Origin of the sequence: Rhodococcus sp. ENV425, from assembly GCF_002887785.1 — a bacterium.
In the GTDB taxonomy this organism is placed as follows: Bacteria; Actinomycetota; Actinomycetes; order Mycobacteriales; family Mycobacteriaceae; genus Rhodococcus; species Rhodococcus aetherivorans.
In genome coordinates, this window is sequence record NZ_PCZU01000036.1 from 1 (window position 1) to 19,131 (window position 19,131).

At 71.8% G+C, this 19,131-nt stretch carries 16 protein-coding genes; all 16 read left to right on the forward strand.

What is annotated here, in order from left to right; translation table 11 throughout:
- Nucleotides 1–133 precede the first annotated feature (133 nt).
- Nucleotides 134–325, forward strand: coding sequence for a hypothetical protein (locus CQZ88_RS02400; RefSeq protein ID WP_006941589.1), 192 nt, complete (start codon nucleotides 134–136; stop codon nucleotides 323–325).
- A 170-nt stretch (nucleotides 326–495) separates the two neighbouring features.
- Nucleotides 496–738, forward strand: a complete 243-nt coding sequence (locus tag CQZ88_RS02405; RefSeq protein WP_006941585.1) for a helix-turn-helix transcriptional regulator — start codon at nucleotides 496–498, stop codon at nucleotides 736–738.
- A gap of 5 nt (nucleotides 739–743) precedes the next feature.
- Nucleotides 744–1,979, forward strand: coding sequence for a type II toxin-antitoxin system HipA family toxin (locus tag CQZ88_RS02410; protein WP_006941579.1), 1,236 nt, complete (start codon nucleotides 744–746; stop codon nucleotides 1,977–1,979).
- A gap of 105 nt (nucleotides 1,980–2,084) precedes the next feature.
- The gene (locus tag CQZ88_RS02415; protein WP_050034901.1) at nucleotides 2,085–4,169 is read left to right on the forward strand and encodes a hypothetical protein; all 2,085 of its coding nucleotides are present in this window, start codon (nucleotides 2,085–2,087) and stop codon (nucleotides 4,167–4,169) included.
- 4 nt (nucleotides 4,170–4,173) lie between these two features.
- A complete protein-coding gene (locus CQZ88_RS02420; RefSeq protein ID WP_029542569.1) occupies nucleotides 4,174–5,829 on the forward strand; it encodes a nuclease-related domain-containing DEAD/DEAH box helicase in 1,656 nt (551 codons plus the stop codon).
- Nucleotides 5,826–6,449, forward strand: coding sequence for a hypothetical protein (locus tag CQZ88_RS02425; RefSeq protein ID WP_050034902.1), 624 nt, complete (start codon nucleotides 5,826–5,828; stop codon nucleotides 6,447–6,449). The genes CQZ88_RS02420 and CQZ88_RS02425 overlap by 4 nt, the downstream gene beginning before the upstream one ends.
- 12 nt (nucleotides 6,450–6,461) lie before the next feature.
- Complete coding sequence (locus tag CQZ88_RS02430; protein ID WP_006939145.1) at nucleotides 6,462–7,394, forward strand: hypothetical protein; 933 nt, start codon at nucleotides 6,462–6,464, stop codon at nucleotides 7,392–7,394.
- A gap of 43 nt (nucleotides 7,395–7,437) precedes the next feature.
- Nucleotides 7,438–8,361 carry a LysR substrate-binding domain-containing protein gene (locus tag CQZ88_RS02435; RefSeq protein WP_006939143.1) on the forward strand — a complete coding sequence of 308 codons (924 nt, stop codon included), beginning with the start codon at nucleotides 7,438–7,440 and terminating at the stop codon, nucleotides 8,359–8,361.
- Between the two features lie 180 nt (nucleotides 8,362–8,541).
- The gene (locus CQZ88_RS02440) at nucleotides 8,542–9,729 is read left to right on the forward strand and encodes an acyl-CoA dehydrogenase family protein (RefSeq protein WP_050034903.1); all 1,188 of its coding nucleotides are present in this window, start codon (nucleotides 8,542–8,544) and stop codon (nucleotides 9,727–9,729) included.
- Complete coding sequence (locus CQZ88_RS02445) at nucleotides 9,726–10,979, forward strand: CaiB/BaiF CoA-transferase family protein (RefSeq protein WP_065922800.1); 1,254 nt, start codon at nucleotides 9,726–9,728, stop codon at nucleotides 10,977–10,979. Before CQZ88_RS02440 ends, CQZ88_RS02445 begins: the two co-directional genes overlap by 4 nt.
- On the forward strand, nucleotides 10,976–12,157 hold the full coding sequence (locus CQZ88_RS02450) for a mandelate racemase/muconate lactonizing enzyme family protein (protein ID WP_006939130.1): 1,182 nt from the start codon (nucleotides 10,976–10,978) through the stop codon (nucleotides 12,155–12,157). Before CQZ88_RS02445 ends, CQZ88_RS02450 begins: the two co-directional genes overlap by 4 nt.
- Before the next feature lie 31 nt (nucleotides 12,158–12,188).
- Entirely contained in the window at nucleotides 12,189–13,328 is a 1,140-nt protein-coding gene (locus tag CQZ88_RS02455; RefSeq protein WP_102799205.1) for a CaiB/BaiF CoA-transferase family protein, read from the forward strand.
- 317 nt (nucleotides 13,329–13,645) lie between these two features.
- Nucleotides 13,646–15,106 (forward strand): benzaldehyde dehydrogenase, encoded by a 1,461-nt coding sequence (locus CQZ88_RS02460; RefSeq protein WP_065922799.1) that lies wholly within the window; start codon nucleotides 13,646–13,648, stop codon nucleotides 15,104–15,106.
- Nucleotides 15,107–15,158: 52 nt separating this feature from the next.
- Complete coding sequence (locus CQZ88_RS02465; protein WP_006939125.1) at nucleotides 15,159–16,484, forward strand: MFS transporter; 1,326 nt, start codon at nucleotides 15,159–15,161, stop codon at nucleotides 16,482–16,484.
- Between the two features lie 234 nt (nucleotides 16,485–16,718).
- Nucleotides 16,719–17,654: a LysR family transcriptional regulator gene (locus tag CQZ88_RS02470; RefSeq protein ID WP_006939123.1), complete on the forward strand. Its 936-nt coding sequence runs from the start codon at nucleotides 16,719–16,721 to the stop codon at nucleotides 17,652–17,654.
- Nucleotides 17,655–17,789: 135 nt separating this feature from the next.
- On the forward strand, nucleotides 17,790–19,130 hold the full coding sequence (locus tag CQZ88_RS02475; protein WP_006939122.1) for an MFS transporter: 1,341 nt from the start codon (nucleotides 17,790–17,792) through the stop codon (nucleotides 19,128–19,130).
- Nucleotide 19,131: the final 1 nt, after the last annotated feature.

The following is a 19,131-nucleotide window of genomic DNA, read 5'->3' on the forward strand; positions in this document are numbered from 1 at the left end:
GTGCCCTGTGCCGCTGCGCGGCGTGTGCCCCGCACCTCCGGCGAGCGGACACGCCGCGCCCCTCCCGCGATCGTGTGACCCAGCGCACTATTCTTCGTAGTCGGGCGGGGGGCCTCGGGAAGGTGCTTGGGTCATGGTGGTCGCGAAAGTCGTTCTGTGGTGTGCGCTGCTGGCGGGTCTGGTCGGCGCCGGGATCGCCGTCAACGCGCTGCACGTGCACGGTGCCGTCGGCTCACTGATCGTGGCGTCGGTCGCGGGCCTGGTGCTGCTGCGGCTTCGGCCCGCGGCCCAGCTCGAGGTCGAGCCGGATCGCGTCACGCCCTGACCGGCCGCACCCCTGGGCTTGCGAGGCCAGGCCGAAGCCACGAACTCCCGTGGACGGGCCAGCTTTGCGACTCTTGAGCTTGCCATTGCAGGCATAGCCCTGGACAACTGCGCGTAGCGACGGCACACTCGACGCAAAGCATGCCGTCGCAAGCACAGGGAGGAGGCGCCGTGGCCACGCCCCGCCGTCGCGCCCGCACGGGACGCGGCGGTCTCGGTGACCACTTCGTCGACCGGCGGCACCGGCTCGGCCTCACCCAGTCCGAGCTGGCCGACCTCGCCGGGGTGTCGCGCTCGAGCGTCCAGTCGCTCGAGTCCGGCCGCGCCACCGTGCAACTCGACCTCGTCGTGGCGATCGCCGACGCGCTGGGCTGCGACCTGACCCTCACCACGCGCGGCGACCGGGCCGGGTGAGCGCGGTGGTCGAACGCCTGGTCGCCGTCGACAGCGCCGACGTGTACAAGGGCGACCGCTTGGCCGGGCACCTCACCCGGGACGGCCACGATGTCGTGTTCCGGTACGCGCAGGACTACCTCGACGATCCGGCCGCTCCCGCCCTCGCGTGGACGGTGCCGAAGACCGGGGAGGAGGTCCGCGCCGGCGGCGGCAGCGTGCCCCCGTTCTTCGCCGGCCTGCTGCCGGAGGGCATCCGGCTCCGCGGCGCCGTCGCCGCCACCAAGACCTCCGAAGACGACCATCTCACCATCCTCATGGCGGTCGGCGCGGACACCATCGGCGATGTGCGGGTGCTCCCCGCCGGCGCTCGGCCCCCGACGTCGACGCTCCTGCTCGACCCGGATGCCGTCCGGCGCGAGGACCTGCACGAGCTGTTCGACCGGATCTCCGGCCACGAGTCCGTCGTCCTCGACCCGACCTCCCTGCCGGGAGTGCAGGCGAAGGTGTCGGCCCAGATGTACTCCGCCCCCGTCGCGACGGTGCAGGGCCCCGCCATCCTCAAACTCGCACCGCCCCGCGGCTACCCCCGCCTGGTCGAGAACGAGCACTTCTTCATGGGTCTCGCGACCGCCTGCGGCCTCGCCGTCGCCGGGCATCAGCTCGTCTACGACCGCAGGGGCAACGCGGGACTGCTCGTCGCCCGCTTCGACCGATGGATCGGTCCCGGCCACACCGTCCACCGCGCCGCGCAGGAGGACGCCTGCCAGGTCCTCGGTGTCTACCCGGCGGCCAAGTACCGGCTGAAGACCGAACGCGTCGTCGAGGCGCTGGCCGCCGCGTGCGAGCGCGGCGGCGGATCGGCCCGCGTCGCCACCCTCGAACTGCTGCGGCTCGTGGCCTACTCGTACGCCGTCGGCAACGGCGACCTGCACGGGAAGAACTTCTCCATCCACCTGACCGAGGCCGGGCTGTGGGCCGTCACCCCGGCGTACGACCTCCTGTGCACCCAGCCCTACCTCGGTTGGCGCGACCCGATGGCCCTCGACCTGTACGGCAAGGCCAACAAGCTCACCCGCCGCCACTTCGTCGAGTCCGGTGGCCGGCTCGGCGTGCCCGAACGCGCCGTCGTCCGGATGCTCGACGGGATCCGGCGCGGGATCGCCGGCGGCCTCGACCGCGTCGCCGAGATCGGGTTCGACGACCGGGACACGGCCCGCCTGCGGGACATGCTGGTCCGGCGCGCCGACGAACTCGGCTGATCCGGTCGTCGTACGACGGCCGGACCGCCGGCCGGTAGAGTCCCCGACGGGCGTTCCGCACGAGACCGCGGTCGCCTGTCGCGCATCGAAGAGGAGCACCGGGTCGTGTCGCTGTGGTCGACTGCACTGTCCCCCGGGATGCTCAGCGAGTACGTCTGGCTCGACCTGATGCCGTGGCTCGACCGGTACGGCTCGGCCCGCAACGCGCAACTGGCCGCCCTCGTCCCCGACGAACGCTGGTGGGAACGCCGGTCCCCGGCGGAGACCGCCGCCTCCGCCGACGTCGTGGCGATCTGTGGGGAACTGGCCCGCATCTACGTCACCGAGCACCCCGATCTCGCGTTCTCCACGGGAATCGCCGACACCGTCGACGTCCCCGTCGCGGCGCTCGGGCTCGGCACCCGCGCCGCCGCCACCGTCGCGCGGCTGCCCCGCGCGGCGACCACCGCCGGCCTGCTCGGCTACACGCCCGCCGCCCTGTTCTCCGTGCGCGGTGCGGGCCCGGAGACCGTGCACCAGATCGTGCAGGCCGTCCTCGTCCTCGCGATCCTGCGGGACCCGGCGTCGCTGCGGGTGGCGACCGACGCCCCCACGCTCCCGCCGGCGCTGTCGCTGCTGATCGACGACCTCGTCGCGCTCGCGCGGTGGCGCGGGCTGCGCGCCGACCCCGACCGGCCGTTGGTGCGGGTCGAGCTCGAGGACGGCACCCCCGAGGAGATCCAGCAGGTCGCCGCGCGCATCGCCGCCCTGACCGCGCGTGACCTGCCCGTGCCGGCGCCCCACCGCGCGCTCGACGAACTCGCCGCGTACGTCGCCGGGCTGTCCGCGCCCGAGCGCGACGCGATCCGCCGCCGCGTCCTCGGCGACGAGCCGCCCGACCCGGACGCCCCGTCGACCTTCGCGTTCGGTACCGCCGTCGGCGACCTGCTCGCGGCGCTGCGCGTGGACGTGCGCCCCGTCGCCGCCCTCGACCGGATGCTGGGGTTGCGGCCGGAGCTGGCCCAGCCCGTCCCGGGGCTCGACGTGCCGCTGTGGCGGGCTCTCGCCCGCCTCGACGACCGCTTCGAGGTGGTCGACGGGTGGGTCGCCGTGCCCGGCCTGGCCGAGGCCGAGCGCCGCACCCACGCGCTGCTCGCCGAGTTCGAATCCCCGAACGGGGTCGTCGAACCCGCGGCCGTCGCTGTCGTGTGGGACCTGCCCGCCGCGGAGTTCGCCGCGTGGCTGCGCCGGTGCGGTGTACCGATGTTCGAGGGCCGCGCTCTGACCCGGCGGTCCGCGTTCGCCGATCATGCCGCGGCGGTTCTCGAGGTGATCGGGGATCCGCTGCCGGCCGCGGAGCTCGTCGACCGCATGGGCACCCCCGCGGGTCCCGCCGCCGTGATCGACGCGATCGGCGCAGACGAACGGTTCACGCTCTCCGAGGACGGCAGGTGGTCACTCAGCGAATGGGAGACCGACGAGGCGGGCGCGGTGCGCGGCCGCATCGCCCGGATCGTCGACGCCGACGGCGGATCCGCCGACCTGGACCGCGTCGTCGACCGTCTGGTCGAGCGTTTCGGGGTGTCGCCGACCAGCGCCCGCATCTTCGCCGGCAGCGGTGACTTCGAGATCGTCGACGGCCGGGTGCGCCGGCGCCGCCGCACCCACGTGAGCATCAAGCCGCCGCACCGCACCCGCCGCCTCTACCGCCTCGGCGACGTGTGGCGGCTGCGGGTCACCGCCACGCGTGACCACCTGCGCGGTGCCGACTTCCCGGTGCCGTCCGCGGTCGCGGGGGTCATCGGCTGCGCGCCGGGCCGCGAGGTCTCCCTGTCGTCCCGGCTGGGCACCCAGGTCGTGCGCTGGACCGGCGCGTCCCCCCATCTCGGCAGCGTGCGACGGTTTCTCGAGGACCTCGGGGTGGACGAGGGCAACGAGATGTTCCTCGAGTTCCACCCCGGCGGCCGGTTCGACGTGCTGCCGCTGCGCACCGTCGCCGACAACGCCGAACCGCTGCGCAAGGCGCTCGCCCTCATCGGCCACTCGGCCCCGGAGATCGTGCCGGACGAGGGCGTCGCGCCGGCCTTCGCCGCCGCCGTCGGCCTGGGCGACGAGACCCGGCCGCGCCGGGTGCTCAGCGCCTACCGGGCCCGGCACGAGGCCGAGGTGACCGCATTGCTCGAGCAGGCATGGGTGCGCGTGCCAAGCTGAGCGCATGCCGATCCGCAGACCCGAGCATCCGCTGTTGGCGAACGACGCCGAACGCGTCGTCTGGGACGCGCTCGTCCGGCAGCTCGGCGACGGTGATCTCGTCGCCGCGGGCCTGCGCGTCACCGACCATCTCAAGGACCACGAGATCGACTTCGTCCTAGCCCTCGAGGGCCACGGCATCGCGTGCCTCGAGGTCAAGGGCGGCCAGGTGTGGCACGACGGCTTCCAGTGGGTGCAGGCCCGGCAGGGCAAGGACCGGTCGATCGATCCGGTCCGGCAGGTGATGCAGTCCTGTTACGCGCTGCGCCGCTACGTCGAGGCCGACCCCCGCTGGACGCAGGGCCGGCTGCGCTGGGACCACTTCGTCGTCCTGCCCAACACCGAGGTCCGCGCCGACTTCGCCCTGCCCGAGTGCCCCCGCTGGAAGGTGATCGACCGCAACGACCTCGGCAGCATCGCCGAACGGCTGCGCGCGGTGCTCGACAAGCAGGAACTCGACCGGCCGGCCCTCGTCGCCGACGGCGTCGACCAGTTCGCCGAGGTGCTCGCGGGCCGTGGCCTGCCGCAGCGCGACGTGGTTTCGCGTGCCGTCGCCAACGAGGACGCCGCGGACCGGCTCACCGAGCAGCAGGCCGTCATCCTCGACGCGACCCGCCTGCTGACCCGGGTCGAGGTGCGCGGCGGCGCCGGCACAGGCAAGACGTTCCTCGCCCTCGAGCAGGCCCGGCGCCTCGCCGAGCAGCACCAGCGGGTCGCGTTGATCTGCTATTCGCACGGCCTCGCGTCGTACCTGCAGCGGATCACCGCGACGTGGAACCGGAAGAAGCGGCCCGCATACGTCGGCGAGTTCCACGCCCTCGGCCGGCTGTGGGGGGCCGCCGAGGGTCCCGACGAGGCCCTGCGCACCGCCGACACCGTGCGCTTCTGGGAACACGACCTGCCCGCCCAGATGACCGAGCTGGCCCGGTCGCTGCCGGAGGGACAGCGCTTCGACGCGGTCGTCGTCGACGAGGCGCAGGACTTCGCCGACGCCTGGTGGGATCCGATCATGGCCGCCCTGCGCGACGAGGAGACCAGCGGCATCTACGTGTTCACCGACGAGGCGCAGCGGGTGTTCGACCGGGAGGGCCGGCCCCCGGTGCCGCTGGTTCCGCTGGTGCTCGACCACAACCTGCGCAACACCCGGCAGATCGCGGGGACCTTCGGCCCGCTCGTCGGGCAGCGGATGCGGCTGCTCGGCGGCGACGGCCCCGACGTGCAGTTCGTCGCGTGCCGCGGCGACGAGGCGCTCGCCGTGGCCGACGACCGGATCGACGCCCTGCTCGAGGAGGGCTGGCGGCCCGGCGACGTCGCGCTGCTCGCGACGGGCAGCCGGCACCCGGAGCAGGTGGCGCGCCAGTCCGAGGGCAACTCGGCGTACTGGGACAGCTTCTGGGACACCGAACAGGTCTTCTACGGGCATGTCCTCGGCTTCAAGGGACTCGAGCGCCGGGCGGTGGTGCTCGCGGTGAACGAGACGCAGCCCCAGGAGCGCTCGCGCGAGCGCCTGTACGTGGGGTTGTCCCGGGCCCGCGACCAGCTGGTGGTGTGCGGGGACCCGGACTTCGTCCGGCAGGTCGGCGGTCCGGAGCTGGCGGCACGGCTGGGGATCGGCCGATGAGCCTGCTGCGGGACTGGACGGTGTCGGCGACGGCGGGGGAGTTCGTCGGATTCCTCGTTCCCGCCGTCGTCGGGGCCGTGCTGTTCGACAGTGCCGCGGCGTTGCCGGCGCTGATGGTGGCCGGTGTCGTCGAGGGATCGGTGCTGGGCTGGTCGCAGGCGCGGGTGCTGCGGCACCGGCTGCCGGCGATGTCGGTCCGGCGCTGGGTGCTGGGCACGGGTGTCGCCGCCGCGTGCGCCTACCTGCTGGGGATGTCGCCCTCGACCTTCTACGAGACGTGGTCCGCGTGGCCGGTGGCGATCCCGATCGCGCTCGGTGTCCTCTTCGGCGTGGCGTTGCTGGGTTCGATCGGGGTCGCGCAGTGGCTCGAGCTGCGTCGGCACCTCCCGCGCGCCGGGCGCTGGATCGTGTGGACGGCCGGTGCGTGGCTGGCCGGTCTCACGCTGTTCCTCGTGGTGTGCACGCCGCTGTGGCAGCCCGGCCAGCCGCTGTGGCTCACCGTGGCGATCGGGGCGCTCGGCGGCCTGCTGATGGCGTTCGTGACCGCCCTGGTCACCGGCTTCGGCATCCGTCACCTGCTCGGCACGGAGCATCCTGCTGCGCCCGTCGTGCGCGCGTAGCACCATGGAGCCATGGCCGATGACGCGCACATCGAGGAACCGGGTCCCGCCGACGAAGCCGTCGCCCGCGCCCTGCGGGACGCGATCGTCTCGGTCGAGGCCGCCGTCGCGCGGGTGCACGAGTTCTCCGCGGAGATCTTCGAGCTGGTCGGCGCACCCGGAGGCGGGGACGCCGTCGACCACCACAACGCGCTGACCAGGGTGGCTGGGCTCCTGGACGCCACCGGGCAGCTGCGCGCCACCGACTGGGAATCCGTGCGCGGCCTCGGCGACGTACTCGCCGATCGGGCCGGGCGGCTGCGAGCCCACACCGGAGAAGTGCTCGACGGGCTCGCCGCCGACGCTCCGGCGCAGGACCGGGTGGCCTGCCTGCAGCAGGCCGTGGAGACCGACCGGCTCGGCGAGACGTTGCAGCTGCTCGTCCTCGTCGAGGACTCGCTGAACCTGTGGCAGCGGCTGCGGCTCGCGCGGATCCGCACCACCGAACCGGACCGGCTCGAGCACGAATGCGCGGCGATCGGCACGACGCTCGCCGGGCGCGTCGAGCGGGACGTCGGGCTGCTGCTGCGCGCCCGCGCACGGCTGGCGAGCTACGCCGCGCTCAAGCCGTTCGAGCTGGTGCGATGGCTGTCGACCGCCCGGGTGAAGAAGGACATCGCCCGGCTCCGGGCGGACCTGGACGACGTCGCGGCGGCGCTCGGCAGCGCCGCGGAGCGCGCCCTCGAGGCCGAGGATCCGTCGGTGGCCGAGAACCTGGCGGAGCTGGGCAACCCGGTCCGGGCCGTCGGCGGTGCCCTCGGCGACAGCGCCCGCACCCTCGGCGGCCGGGCCGTCGGGGCGGGCAGCACCGGGGTCGGGAAGCTGGGCCGGGGGCTGCACCGGGTCGCGGAGCCCCGCCGGCGGCCGGGCGGCGACGTGCCGCTGACGACCGCCCCCGACGCCTGACCGCCGCGACGGGCGCGGCGCGGACCGCCCATATGATCGATTCATGAGCAGCGACCGGGCGCCGGCCTTCACCATGCGGCAACTGGTCGCCTTCGTCGCCGTCGCCGAGACCGGGACGATCAGCGCGGCGGCCGACCGGCTGCTGGTGTCGCAGTCGGCGGTGTCGCTGGCGGTCACCGAACTCGAGAAGGCGCTGTCGGCGCAGCTGTGCGTGCGCCGCCGTGCCCACGGCGTGCACCTCACGCCGGCGGGGGAGTCGCTGCTGGCCCGGGCGCGGGCCCTGCTGCAGCAGGCGAGCGAGATCGAGGACGAGATGCTCGGGGCGGGCGGCGAACTCGCCGGCCGGCTCGCCGTCGGGTGTTACACGACGGTCGGGCCGACGATCCTGCCGCCGCTGCTGTCCGAGTTCACCGAGCTTCATCCGCGGGTGTCGCTCGAGTTCCGGGAGGCGATGGCCGACGAGCTGGGCGAGCGGCTCGAGGGCGGGGCGCTGGACGCGGTGATCACCTACGACCTGGAGCTGCCACCGGCATGGCGCACCGCCACGCTGATGACGAGGCGGCCGGCGCTGGTCGTGCAGGCGGGGCACCGGCTGGCGGCCACGCCCGGCCCGGTGGAGCTGGCCTCGGTGCGGGACGAACCGATGGTGTTGCTCGACGCGGTGCCGGCGTCGACACACGCGATGCAGGTGTGTGCGCGGGCCGGGTTCACGCCCCGGATCGAGTACCGGTCGGCGAACTACGAGACCGTGCGGGCGTACGTCGGCCGGGGCCTGGGCTGGACGATCATGCTGCACCAGCCGCAGCTCAACCGCACCTACGGCGGACTGAAGATCGTGCTGTTGCCGATCGACGTCCCCGACCTCGATCCGGTGCGGCTGGTCATCGCCTGGCGTCCCGACGTGGTGCTCAGCCGGGTGGTACGCGAGTTCATCTCGTTCGCAACGGCCCGCGTGGGCGCGCTGTGAGCGGCGCCGCCGACCATTCTTGAGTATTTCTCATATCGATCAGCAGATTCCTGTTCTTTTCTGAGGTTGTGACTGCGGACATACTGGGTTCCGACGCGCTGATCGGCAGCGCGCGGTCCGGGTTCCGTTCCCGGCGCCGATGAGAAGCGCTGATTCACAACCACTTCGAGGAGATCGATAATGTCTGCCACGGACGCCCTGCATCCGCCGGTCCTCTTCGCGCCGGAACACGAGGAGTTCGCCCAGTGGGTCCGCGAGTTCGCGGCACCGCACGCCGAGAGCTACCTCGAACGCGCCCACCGCGAAGAGTTCCCGTGGGACCTCGCCGAGAAGATGGCCGCACAGGGCCTCCTCGGCCTCGGCGTCTCCGAGGAGAACGGCGGTCAGGGCCGCATCGGCGAGGTGCTCACCAAGACGCACCTCGGCATCGCCCACGAGGAACTGGCCTACGCGAACTTCTACCTCAGCCAGCTCGCCTACACGAACAACCTCACCGGCCCGCTGCTCGAGCGCTTCCTCGCCCCCGATGTCGCGAAGGACTGGGTGCGCGGCATCGTCGAGGGCCGCCACGTCGTCGCCCTCGGCCTGACCGAGCCGGGCAGCGGCTCGGACGCGATGGCCATGCGCGCCAAGGCCGAGAAGGTCGACGGCGGCTGGAAGCTCAACGGCGAGAAGACGTCCATCACCTTCGCCCCGCACGCCAAGGCGATGATCACCTTCGTCAAGGCCCGCGGCGCCACCCCGGAGGAATCCGGCGTCACCGCCTTCCTCGTGCCCCTCGACTCCGACGGCGTGAGCATGCAGAAGTTCCCGGACGCCGGCTGGAAGCCGCTCGGCCGGGCCGGTGTGTTCCTCGACGACGTCTTCGTCCCGGACGAGTACGTCATCGGTGGCGTCGGCAACGGATTCCGGCTCGTCATGAGCGAATTCGACTACACCCGTTCGGTCATCGGCCTGATGTCGACCGGAGTCGCCCGCAAGGCCCTCGACATCACCATCGACTACGTCAAGTCCCGCAAGGCGTTCGGCAAGCCGGTCGCCTCGTTCCAGGGTGTGTCCTTCCCGATCGCCGAGAACGCCACCAAGCTCGAGGCGGCCCGCTGGCTCACCTACCGCGCCCTCTCTCTCGCCGACGCCGGCAGGCCCTTCACGAAGGAGGCCGCGATGACCAAGCTCTACGCCACCGACGTCTCGCTGCAGACCATCCGCGACTGCATCGTCGCCCACGGCCACAGCGGCTTCGCCGAGGAACTGCCGCTGCAGGCCATGCTGCGCGACGTCTCCGGACTCGAGATCGGCGAGGGCACCCCGCAGATCCAGAAGGTCGTCATCGGCCGCGCGCTGCTCGGACGGGAGGCCACCGCATGAGCACCAGCCGGCGCCGCGCCCTCGACGGGGTGCGGGTCATCGACCTGACCCAGGCCCTCGCCGGGCCGTTCTGCACGTCGCTGCTCGCCGACCAGGGGGCCGACGTGATCAAGGTGGAGCCGCCGCGCGGCGACTTCCTCCGCTACGCCGGCCCGTTCGCCTCCGACGACGAGCCCCGCGACTACGGCGGAGTGTTCCAGTCGGCCAACCGCAACAAGCGGTCGATCGTGCTGGACCTGAAGAAGCCCGACGCCCGCGACGTGCTGCTGCGCCTGATCGACGACGCCGACATCCTCGTCGAGAACTTCAGCGCCGGCGTCATGGACCGCTTCGGCCTCGACTACGACACCCTCGCCGCGCGCAATCCCCGCCTGGTGTACGCCTCGATCCGCGGATTCGGCGACAAGACCGGCGGGCACAGCCCCTACCGGGACTGGCCGGCCTTCGACATCGTCGCGCAGGCCATGGGTGGGCTCATGTCCATCACCGGTACCGACGCCGAGCACCCCGTCCGGGTGGGTTCCGGTGTCGGCGACACGGTTCCGGGCCTGTTCGCCGCCTTCGGGATCCTCGCCGCCCTGCGCGACGCCGAGCGCACCGGGCAGGGCCAGTACGTCGACGTCGCCATGGCCGACGCCGTCCTCGCGATCTCCGAGGTCGTGGTCAACACCTACGGCCACACCGGCCGGGTCCCCGGCCCGCTCGGCAACCAGCTGCAGGGCTTCGCGCCGTTCGACACGGTGCAGGCACAGGACGGCGTCGTCGCGCTGGGTGCCCCGCACAACCCGCAGTGGGCCAAGCTCGCCGCCGTCATGGGGCAGCCGGAACTCGTCGACGACCCGCGGTTCGCCACCGACCACGACCGGTGGCTCAACCGCGACGCCGTCTACGAAGTGGTCAACGCCTGGACCCGCACCCGCACCGTCGCCGAACTCATCGAGCTGCTCGGCGGCAAGGTGCCGCTCGGCCCGATCCTCGACGCCGCGGACATCTTCGCGGACCCCCACTTCCGGGCCCGCGACATGCTGCCGACCGTCACGCACCCGCACAACGGCCGTGCCGTCACCGTCCCCGGCATCCCCGCCAAGCTCTCCCGCACCCCGGGCGCGGTCGAGCGCCGCGCCCCGCTCGTCGGCGAGCACACCGTCGAGATCCTCCGGGAGGCCGGCCTCGACACCGCCGAACTCACGGCCCTGGCCGACGCCGGCGCCACCGTCATCCCTTCTTCCGCTCAGGAGCACGTCGCATGATCATCACCAAGGTCGAACTGATCCCGGTTTCCACACCGCTGGTCAAGCCGTTTCTCATGCCGGGGACCAGGATCACCCACATCCATTCCGTCGTGCTGAAGCTGCACACCGACGAGGGGATCGTCGGCTACGGCGACAGCGGCGACACCTCCACCTGGTACCGGGGCGAGACCCAGGAATCGATGACGGCGATGATCGCGAACCACATCGCCCCGGCGTTCCTGATCGGCCAGGACCCGCTCAACATCGAGAAGATCGTCGGGCAGATGGACACCTTCGTCCGCGACAACAACCAGGCCAAGGCCCTCGTCGACTTCGCGCTGCACGACCTCAAGGGCAAGGCCCTGGGCGTGCCCGTGTACCAGCTGCTCGGCGGGAAGAACGCCGACGCTTCCGTGCAGGGCTGGGTCGCCTCCGCCGGCCCGGTCGACCAGGTGGTCGCCGAGGCCGTGCAGGCCCACGAGAAGGGCTTCTGCCTGATCAAACTCAAGTCCGACGGCAACTCCGACCACGACGTGGACAACGTCCGCGAGGTCCGTGCCGCACTGGGCGACTCCGCCCGGATCGTGGTCGACGCCAACGGCTTCTGGAACTACGACCAGGCGCTGAAGACGATGCGCCGGCTGGACCGGTACGGCATGGAGTGCATCGAGCAGCCCGTCCCGCACTGGGACATCGAGGGCATGGCGCGCCTGCGCAGCCGCATCGACACGCCGATCTTCGCGGACGAGTCGGCGCAGGAGCTGCACAACATCCGGGAGATCATCGAACGTCGCGCCGCCGACGGCCTGTTCATCAAGATGCAGAAGGCCGGTGGCCTGCTCAAGGCACAGCGCTGGCTCACGATGGCGCGCCTCGCCGACATGGCCGTCATGAGCGGCTGCATGATCGGCTCGGGCCTCGAGGCCAGCCCCTCGGCGCACCTGATGATCGCCAACAACTGGGCGTCGCAGTTCACCCACGAGAACCTCGGCCCGCTGATCATCAACAACCAGTGGGAGAACGCCGAGCAGAAGATCACGCAGGACATCGCCCTGAACGTGCCGATCTTCGCCGACGGCAAGCTCTACCCGAACGAGGGCCCGGGCTTCGGCATCGAACTGAACGAGGAGTTCATCGCCTCGCACATCACCGAGGGCAAGCAGACCGTCACCGTCGGCGAGCTCGTCGGCGTCTAGCGACGCCGAGAACCTGCAGGAGAAGATCACGATGACCGAACACCGGACGGGCCCGCTGGCCGGCCTGAAGGTCGTGGAACTGGCCGGGCTGGGACCGGCGCCGTTCGCCGCGATGTTCCTCGCCGATCAGGGCGCCGACGTCGTACGCGTCGAGCGTGCCGGCGCCGGGTTCACCATGCCGATCGATCCGCGGCTGGACACCCTCCAGCGCGGCAAGCGGATGATCGGTGCCGACCTGAAGGACCCGGACGGGCTCGCGACGGTGCTCGCGCTGGTCGAGAAGGCCGACGTGCTGATCGAGGGTTACCGGCCCGGTGTCACCGAACGCCTGGGCCTGGGTCCCGAGGACTGCTGGGCGCGCAACCCGAAGCTGGTGTACGGCCGGATGACCGGCTGGGGCCAGGACGGGCCGCTCGCGCAGCGCGCCGGGCACGACCCCACCTATCAGGCCCTGGTCGGATCGCTGCACGCGATCGGCCGGGCCGGCGGACCCCCGCAGCTGCCGCTCAGCCTGGTCGGCGACTTCGGCGGCGGTGCAATGTATCTCGTATCCGGCATCCTCGCCGCGCTGTGGGAGGCGCAGCGCTCCGGGCGCGGCCAGGTCGTCGACGCCGCGATCGTCGACGGCGTCGCGCACCTGATGGCCAACCCGTACTCGATGCTCGCCGGGGGCGCGTGGCAGGACGCGCGCGGCACCAACCTCATCGACTCCGGGGCCCCGTTCGTCGACGTGTACGAGACCTCCGACGGCCGGCACGTCGCGGTCGCGGCCCTCGAACCACCCTTCTACGCGCAGCTTCTCGCGGGGCTCGGCCTCGATACGGACGGCGAGCTACCGGGGCAGTGGGACCGCCGGCGCTGGCCGGATCTGCGCGAGCGGATCGCCGCCGCGTTCGCCACCCGCCCGCGCGACGAGTGGGCGGCAGTCTTCCGGGACACGGATGCCTGTGTCGCCCCGATCCTTTCGATGACCGAGGCGCCCGCCGACGCGCACCTCACCGCGCGGGGCACCTTCCTGTACCGGGACGGTCACCCCGAACCTGCGCCCGCGCCTCGCTTCTCGCGCACCCCGGCGGGCGTGCCGGCCGCGCCTCCCGTGCCCGGACGGGACGACCCGTCCGAGATCCTGCGCACGTGGGGCATTCTCGACGCCGTCGCGCCGACCCCCTGAACTGCAGGTTCACCGGATCCGCGGGTGGCGACCGGCTTCGGTGCCGCCCGCGGTCCCGCATGTCACCATTGTTGAGCAGACCTGTGGAATATCACCGGCTAATTCTGCTTTTCACGCCATTGTGACGTGACCCATACTTCAGGGGCCAACGGAGGGCTCGCTCCCCGGCACCGAGCGAGCGTCCAGCCGCCTCGTCCGGCCGCCTCGGCGGTCCTCACCCACGGCCGCCTCGGCGGTCCCCTCATTCACGGCCGCGACCGCCGCGTGCCCCGCTTCGCCCGCCGGCCGGTCCGGCACCCGTACACAAGGAGTTCGTGATGGCACTTCTCGACGAATCCATCTGGCAGGGAAAGATCTTCGCCGGAGACTGGATCCCCGGCGGCGCCGGTGAGATCAAGGTCGTCGAACCGGCGACCGGCGCGACGCTCGGCAGCGTCGGCCTCGCCGACGAGGGCGACCTCGAACGCGCCGTCGACCGTGCCGTCGCGGCCCAGCGCGACTGGGCGGCCCGCCCACACACCGAACGCGCCGCCGTGCTGCGCCGCGCCGGCGACCTGTGGCAGCGGCACGCCGACGAGATCGAGCGCTGGATCATGCGCGAGTCCGGCTCCCTGCGCCCCAAGGCCCAGCTCGAGACGCACGTCGCGGCGCAGGAGTGCTTCGAGGGCGCGGCCCTGCCCTCGCACGCGCTCGGCGAGATCCTGCCCAGCGAGGCACCGCGCCTGAGCATGTCGAAGCGCGTGCCCGTCGGTGTCGTCGGTGTCATCGCGCCGTTCAACTTCCCGCTGATCCTCGCCATCCGATCCGTCGCGCCGGCGCTCGCCCTCGGCAACGCCGTGATCCTCAAGCCCGACCCGCGTACCGCCGTCTGCGGCGGCGTGGCCCTCGCCCGCATCTTCGAACAGGCCGGCCTGCCCGCCGGGGTACTGTCCGTGCTGCCCGCCGGCGCCGACGTCGGCGCCGCCCTCGTCGACGATCCGCGGGTACCGGTCATCTCCTTCACCGGCTCCACCCCGGCCGGCCGCGCCGTCGGCGCCGCCGCGTCCCGCAACCTCAAGAAGGTCCACCTCGAACTCGGCGGCAACTCCGCGATCGTCGTCCTCGACGACGCCGACCTGGCCGCCACGGTGGCCGCCGGTGCCGCCGGTTCCTTCCTGCACCAGGGCCAGGTGTGCATGACCACCGGCCGGCACATCGTGCACGAGTCCGTCTACGACGAGTACGTCGCGCAGCTCGCCGCCAAGGCCGAGGCGCTGCCCGTCGGCGACCCGGCCACCGAGCAGGTCGCGCTCGGGCCGATCATCGACCACGGTCAGCTCGAGAAGATCCACGCTCTGGTCACCGCGTCCGTGGACGCCGGCGCCCGCCTCGTCGCGGGCGGCACCTACGAGGGCCTGTTCTACCGGCCCACCGTCCTCGCCGACGTCCCCGCCGGCGCCCCCGCCTACGCCCGGGAGGTGTTCGGGCCCGTCGCTCCCGTCGTGAAGTTCTCGACCCTCGACGAGGCCGTGGCCCTGGCCACCGACACCGAGTACGGGCTGTCGCTCGGCATCTTCACCCGCGACGTCGGCAAGGGCCTCGCCCTCGCCGAGCGGATCCCCACCGGCATCGCCCACATCAACGACCAGACCGTCGGCGACGAGGCGAACATCCCGTTCGGTGGTCTCGGCGCCTCGGGCAACGGCGCCCGATTCGGCGGTGCCGCCAACAGCATCGAGGCGTTCACCGAGTCGCGCTGGATCACCGTCAGCCGCGACGTGCCCGTCTACCCCTTCTGAGCCGGCCCCGCCGACCGGATCTAGCATCGTCCTCGCAGAGTAAGGACCCACCATGACCCTCGCAGACCCAGAGCCCGCCGCCATCGTCGCGCCGGCGCAGCGGAACAAGGACATCCGTCGCGTCGTGTTCTCGAGCTACCTCGGGAGCACCGTCGAGTTCTACGACTTCATCCTGTACGCGACCGCCTCCTCGCTCGTGTTCGGCCCCGTGTTCTTCGCGAACCTCAGCCCCGGCCTCGCGCTGATCGCCTCCTACGCGACCTTCGCCATCGGCTACATCTCCCGCCCGCTCGGCGGCATCGTCTTCGGTCACTTCGGCGATCGCATCGGCCGCAAGAAGATGCTCATGCTGTCGATGACGATCATGGGAGTGGCGTCCTTCCTGATCGGCCTCGTCCCGGCGATACCCACCTGGGGCGCCGCGATGCTGATCCTGCTGCGTGCGGTGCAGGGCGTCGCGATCGGCGGCGAGTGGGGCGGGGCGGCCCTGATGTCGCTCGAGCACGTCAAGGGCCGCAACCGCGGCTTCGCGGCGGCGTTCACCAACGCCGGTGGCCCCACCGGCGCCGTGCTCGGCACCGTCGCCCTCTCGCTCGCTGCTCTCCTGCCGGAGGACGACTTCCTCTCGTGGGGCTGGCGCGTGCCGTTCCTGTTCTCGGCCGTCCTGCTTGCCGTCGGCCTGTTCGTGCGGGCCCGCATCGCCGAGAGCCCCGTCTTCGAGGAGGCGCTGCGCGCCGCCGAGGCGAAGAAGGACCGGACCAAGGAGACCATCCCGCTGGTGACGATCCTGCGCGCGCCGCGCACCCTGATCCTCGCCGGACTGGTGTGCACCGCGCCGTTCGTGATCCAGGCCCTGTTCTCGACGTTCGTGATCACCTACGCCGCCGGGAACGGCGTGTCCCGGTCGCAGGGCCTCACCGCCTTCGCGATCTGCCAGTTCGTCGCGATCTTCGGCATCCTGGGCGCCGCCCGGCTGTCGGACACCTACGGGCGCAAGCCCGTCATGATGACCGGCTTCGTCGGCATGGTCGTCCTGGCGTGGCCGCTGTTCCAGCTCGCCTCGTCCGGCAACTTCCTGCTGGTCGTGCTGGCCTTCGTGATCGCCTGCTCGGTCCTGCAGTCGCTGACGTTCGGCCCCATGCCGGCGTTCCTCGCCGAGCAGTTCGGCACCCGCGCCCGCTACACCGGCGCCTCCCTCGGCTACCAGATCGGCAGCCTCCTCGGTGCCGGCTTCACCCCGGTCATCGTGGCCTCGCTGTACGCCGGCTCCGGCACCATCGGCAGCGTGATCGTGTACCTGGTCGCCGGCTGCGCCCTGAGTGCCGTGGTCCTCGCCCGGTTCGTCAAGGAGAGCAAGGACGTCGACCTGAGCGCCTGATCCGCGTCACCGGCGGGGCCGGGCACCGCACAGGTGCCCGGCCCCGCCGCGCGTAGTCGATGTCGCGCGGGACGTCGTGCTGCTGCTGCGCCCGCCCGAGCACCGCGACGGGCGCGGGCCCGTGGGAACGGGAGGTTGTCGCGACCACCGGGCTGTCGCTGCGCCATCCGTCGAGTAGCACCGGCGACAACCTCCCGCTGGGGGTAAAAGCTCCCGCTCGATACCGTTGCCCGCATGACCCGTCCCGACTCGGTGCCCAACTTCACCATGCGCCAGCTCGCGGCGTTCGTCGCGGTTGCCGAGACGGGAACGATCGCCGGCGCCGCCGAGCGGCTGCACCTGTCACAGTCCGCGCTGTCCGCGGCGCTCACCGACCTCGAGAAGTCGCTCCAGACGCAGCTGGCCGTGCGACGGCGGGCGCGCGGCGTGCAGCTGACGGCGATGGGGGAGGCGGTACTGGCCCGCGCCCGGGTGCTGCTGCACCAGGCGAGCGAACTGCAGGCCGACGCGGTGGGGGAGGGCGGCGGTGTGGCCGGCCCCGTCGCCATCGGGTGCTACCCCGCCCTCGGGCCGACGGTGCTGCCCGCGCTGCTCGCCGGATTCACCCACCGCTTCCCGCGCGCGCGGGTCGAGTTCCGGGAAGACACCCAGAACCGGCTGCGCACCCAGCTCGACAACGGCGAGCTCGACCTCGCGATCGTCTACGACCTCGAACTGTCCGCGGAGTGGCGCAAGGCGACGCTGATGACGCGCGAGCCGACGGTGCTGCTCGACGCGAACCACCGTCTCGCCGGCGGGGACGGCCCGGTGCGGCTGGCCGATCTGCGCGACGACCCGATGGTGCTGCTCGACGCGCCGCCGAGCAGCAACCACGCGATGGAGGTGTGCCGGGGCGCCGGGTTCGCGCCGCGCGTGGCCTACCGCACCTCCAACTACGAGACGGCGCGGGCCTTCGTCGGTCGCGGCCTGGGGTGGACCCTGCTGCTGCAGCGGCCCCCGCTCGACGTGACGTACGAGAATCTCCCACTCGTCGTCAGGCCGCTCGTCGATCCGGTTCCCGACTCCGTCGACGTGGTCGTCGCGTGGCATCAGGACTCGATGCTCAGCCGGGTGACACGAGCATTCATTCACTTCGCGTCCACGGGAAGGACACCCACCGCGAGACCCTGACCTGCGGTGATCCGGAGTACCACGGAATTTCCGGGGTATCAGCACGAATAGTTGCGCTTTTCAACCGCTTGTGATGGGGGTCATGCTTGCCCAGTCCGCCGTGACGCGGGCCGCATCGTGAAAGGCAAGCAACACATGACGATTACCACGCCGGCACCGTCGCCGGAGGTACTGCAGCGCAAGGCCCGCAAGGCTGCGCTCGGCAGTTTCGTCGGCACCGCGATCGAGTGGTACGACTTCTTCATCTACGGCACCGCCGCCGCCCTCGTGCTCGGGCCGCAGTTCTTCCCCGGCACGTCCGAACTGGCCGGCACCCTCGCCGCCTTCGCGACCCTCGCCGTCGGCTTCGTGGCCCGCCCCATCGGCGGCATCGTCATGGGCCACTTCGGCGACCGCGTCGGCCGCAAATCGATGCTCGTCACCTCGCTGCTGCTGATGGGCTTCGCGACCGTCGCCATCGGTCTGCTGCCCAACTACGCCGCCATCGGCGTCGCCGCGCCGATCCTGCTGGTGGCCCTGCGCTTCGTCCAGGGCCTCGGCGTGGGCGGCGAATGGGGCGGGGCCGTCCTCGTCGCCACCGAGAACGCGCCCGCGGGCAAGCGCGGCCTCTACGGCGCCGCACCCCAGATCGGCGTTCCCGCGGGCGTCCTCCTCGCCAACCTCGTGTTCCTGCCGCTCACGGCTGTCCTCGACGATGCCGCGTTCGCGGACTGGGGCTGGCGCGTGCCGTTCCTGCTCAGCGCCGCCCTCGTCGGCGTCGCCATGTGGATCCGGCTCGGGCTCGAGGAGAGCGCCGACTTCGAGAAGAGCAGGGACGCGGCCGGGGACGTCAAGCTCCCGCTCGCCGAGGTCCTCGTCAAGCACTGGAAGACCGTGCTGCTCGCCGGCGGCACCTTCGTCGCCACCAACGGCATCGCCTACGCCTACATGGTCTACGTCCTCAAGTACGGAGAGAAGGAACTGGGCTTCGACAAGTCCACGATGCTGTTCCTGCTCATCGCCTCGTGCCCGTTCTGGATGGCCGGCATGGCGATCAGCGCCTACAAGTCCGACATTGTCGGCCGGCGCCGCGTCTACATCGTCAGCTCGATCGCCCTCGTGATCGTCGCGGCCCTGTTCTTCCCGCTGATGGACACCGCGATCCTGCCCGTGATGCTCGTCGCGATGATCGCCCTCGGCTTCGTCCTCGGCGCCTGCGCCGGGCCGCAGTCCGCCCTGTTCGCCGAGCTGTTCCCCGCCCACATCCGCTACAGCGGCGCGTCGCTCGGCTACCAGATCGGCGCGATCCTCGGCGGCGGCCTCGCCCCCATCGTGGCGACCTCCCTCTTCGCGGCCTTCGGCACCTCGCTCGCCGTCACCGCGTACTTCGTGCTGATCGCGCTCGTCAGCCTGATCAGCATCCTCCTTTTGCGCCACCCCCACGACCCGTCGGTCGCGGTGGCGCCCTCCCATCGGTCCGAGCAGGAAGTGGCCTGAG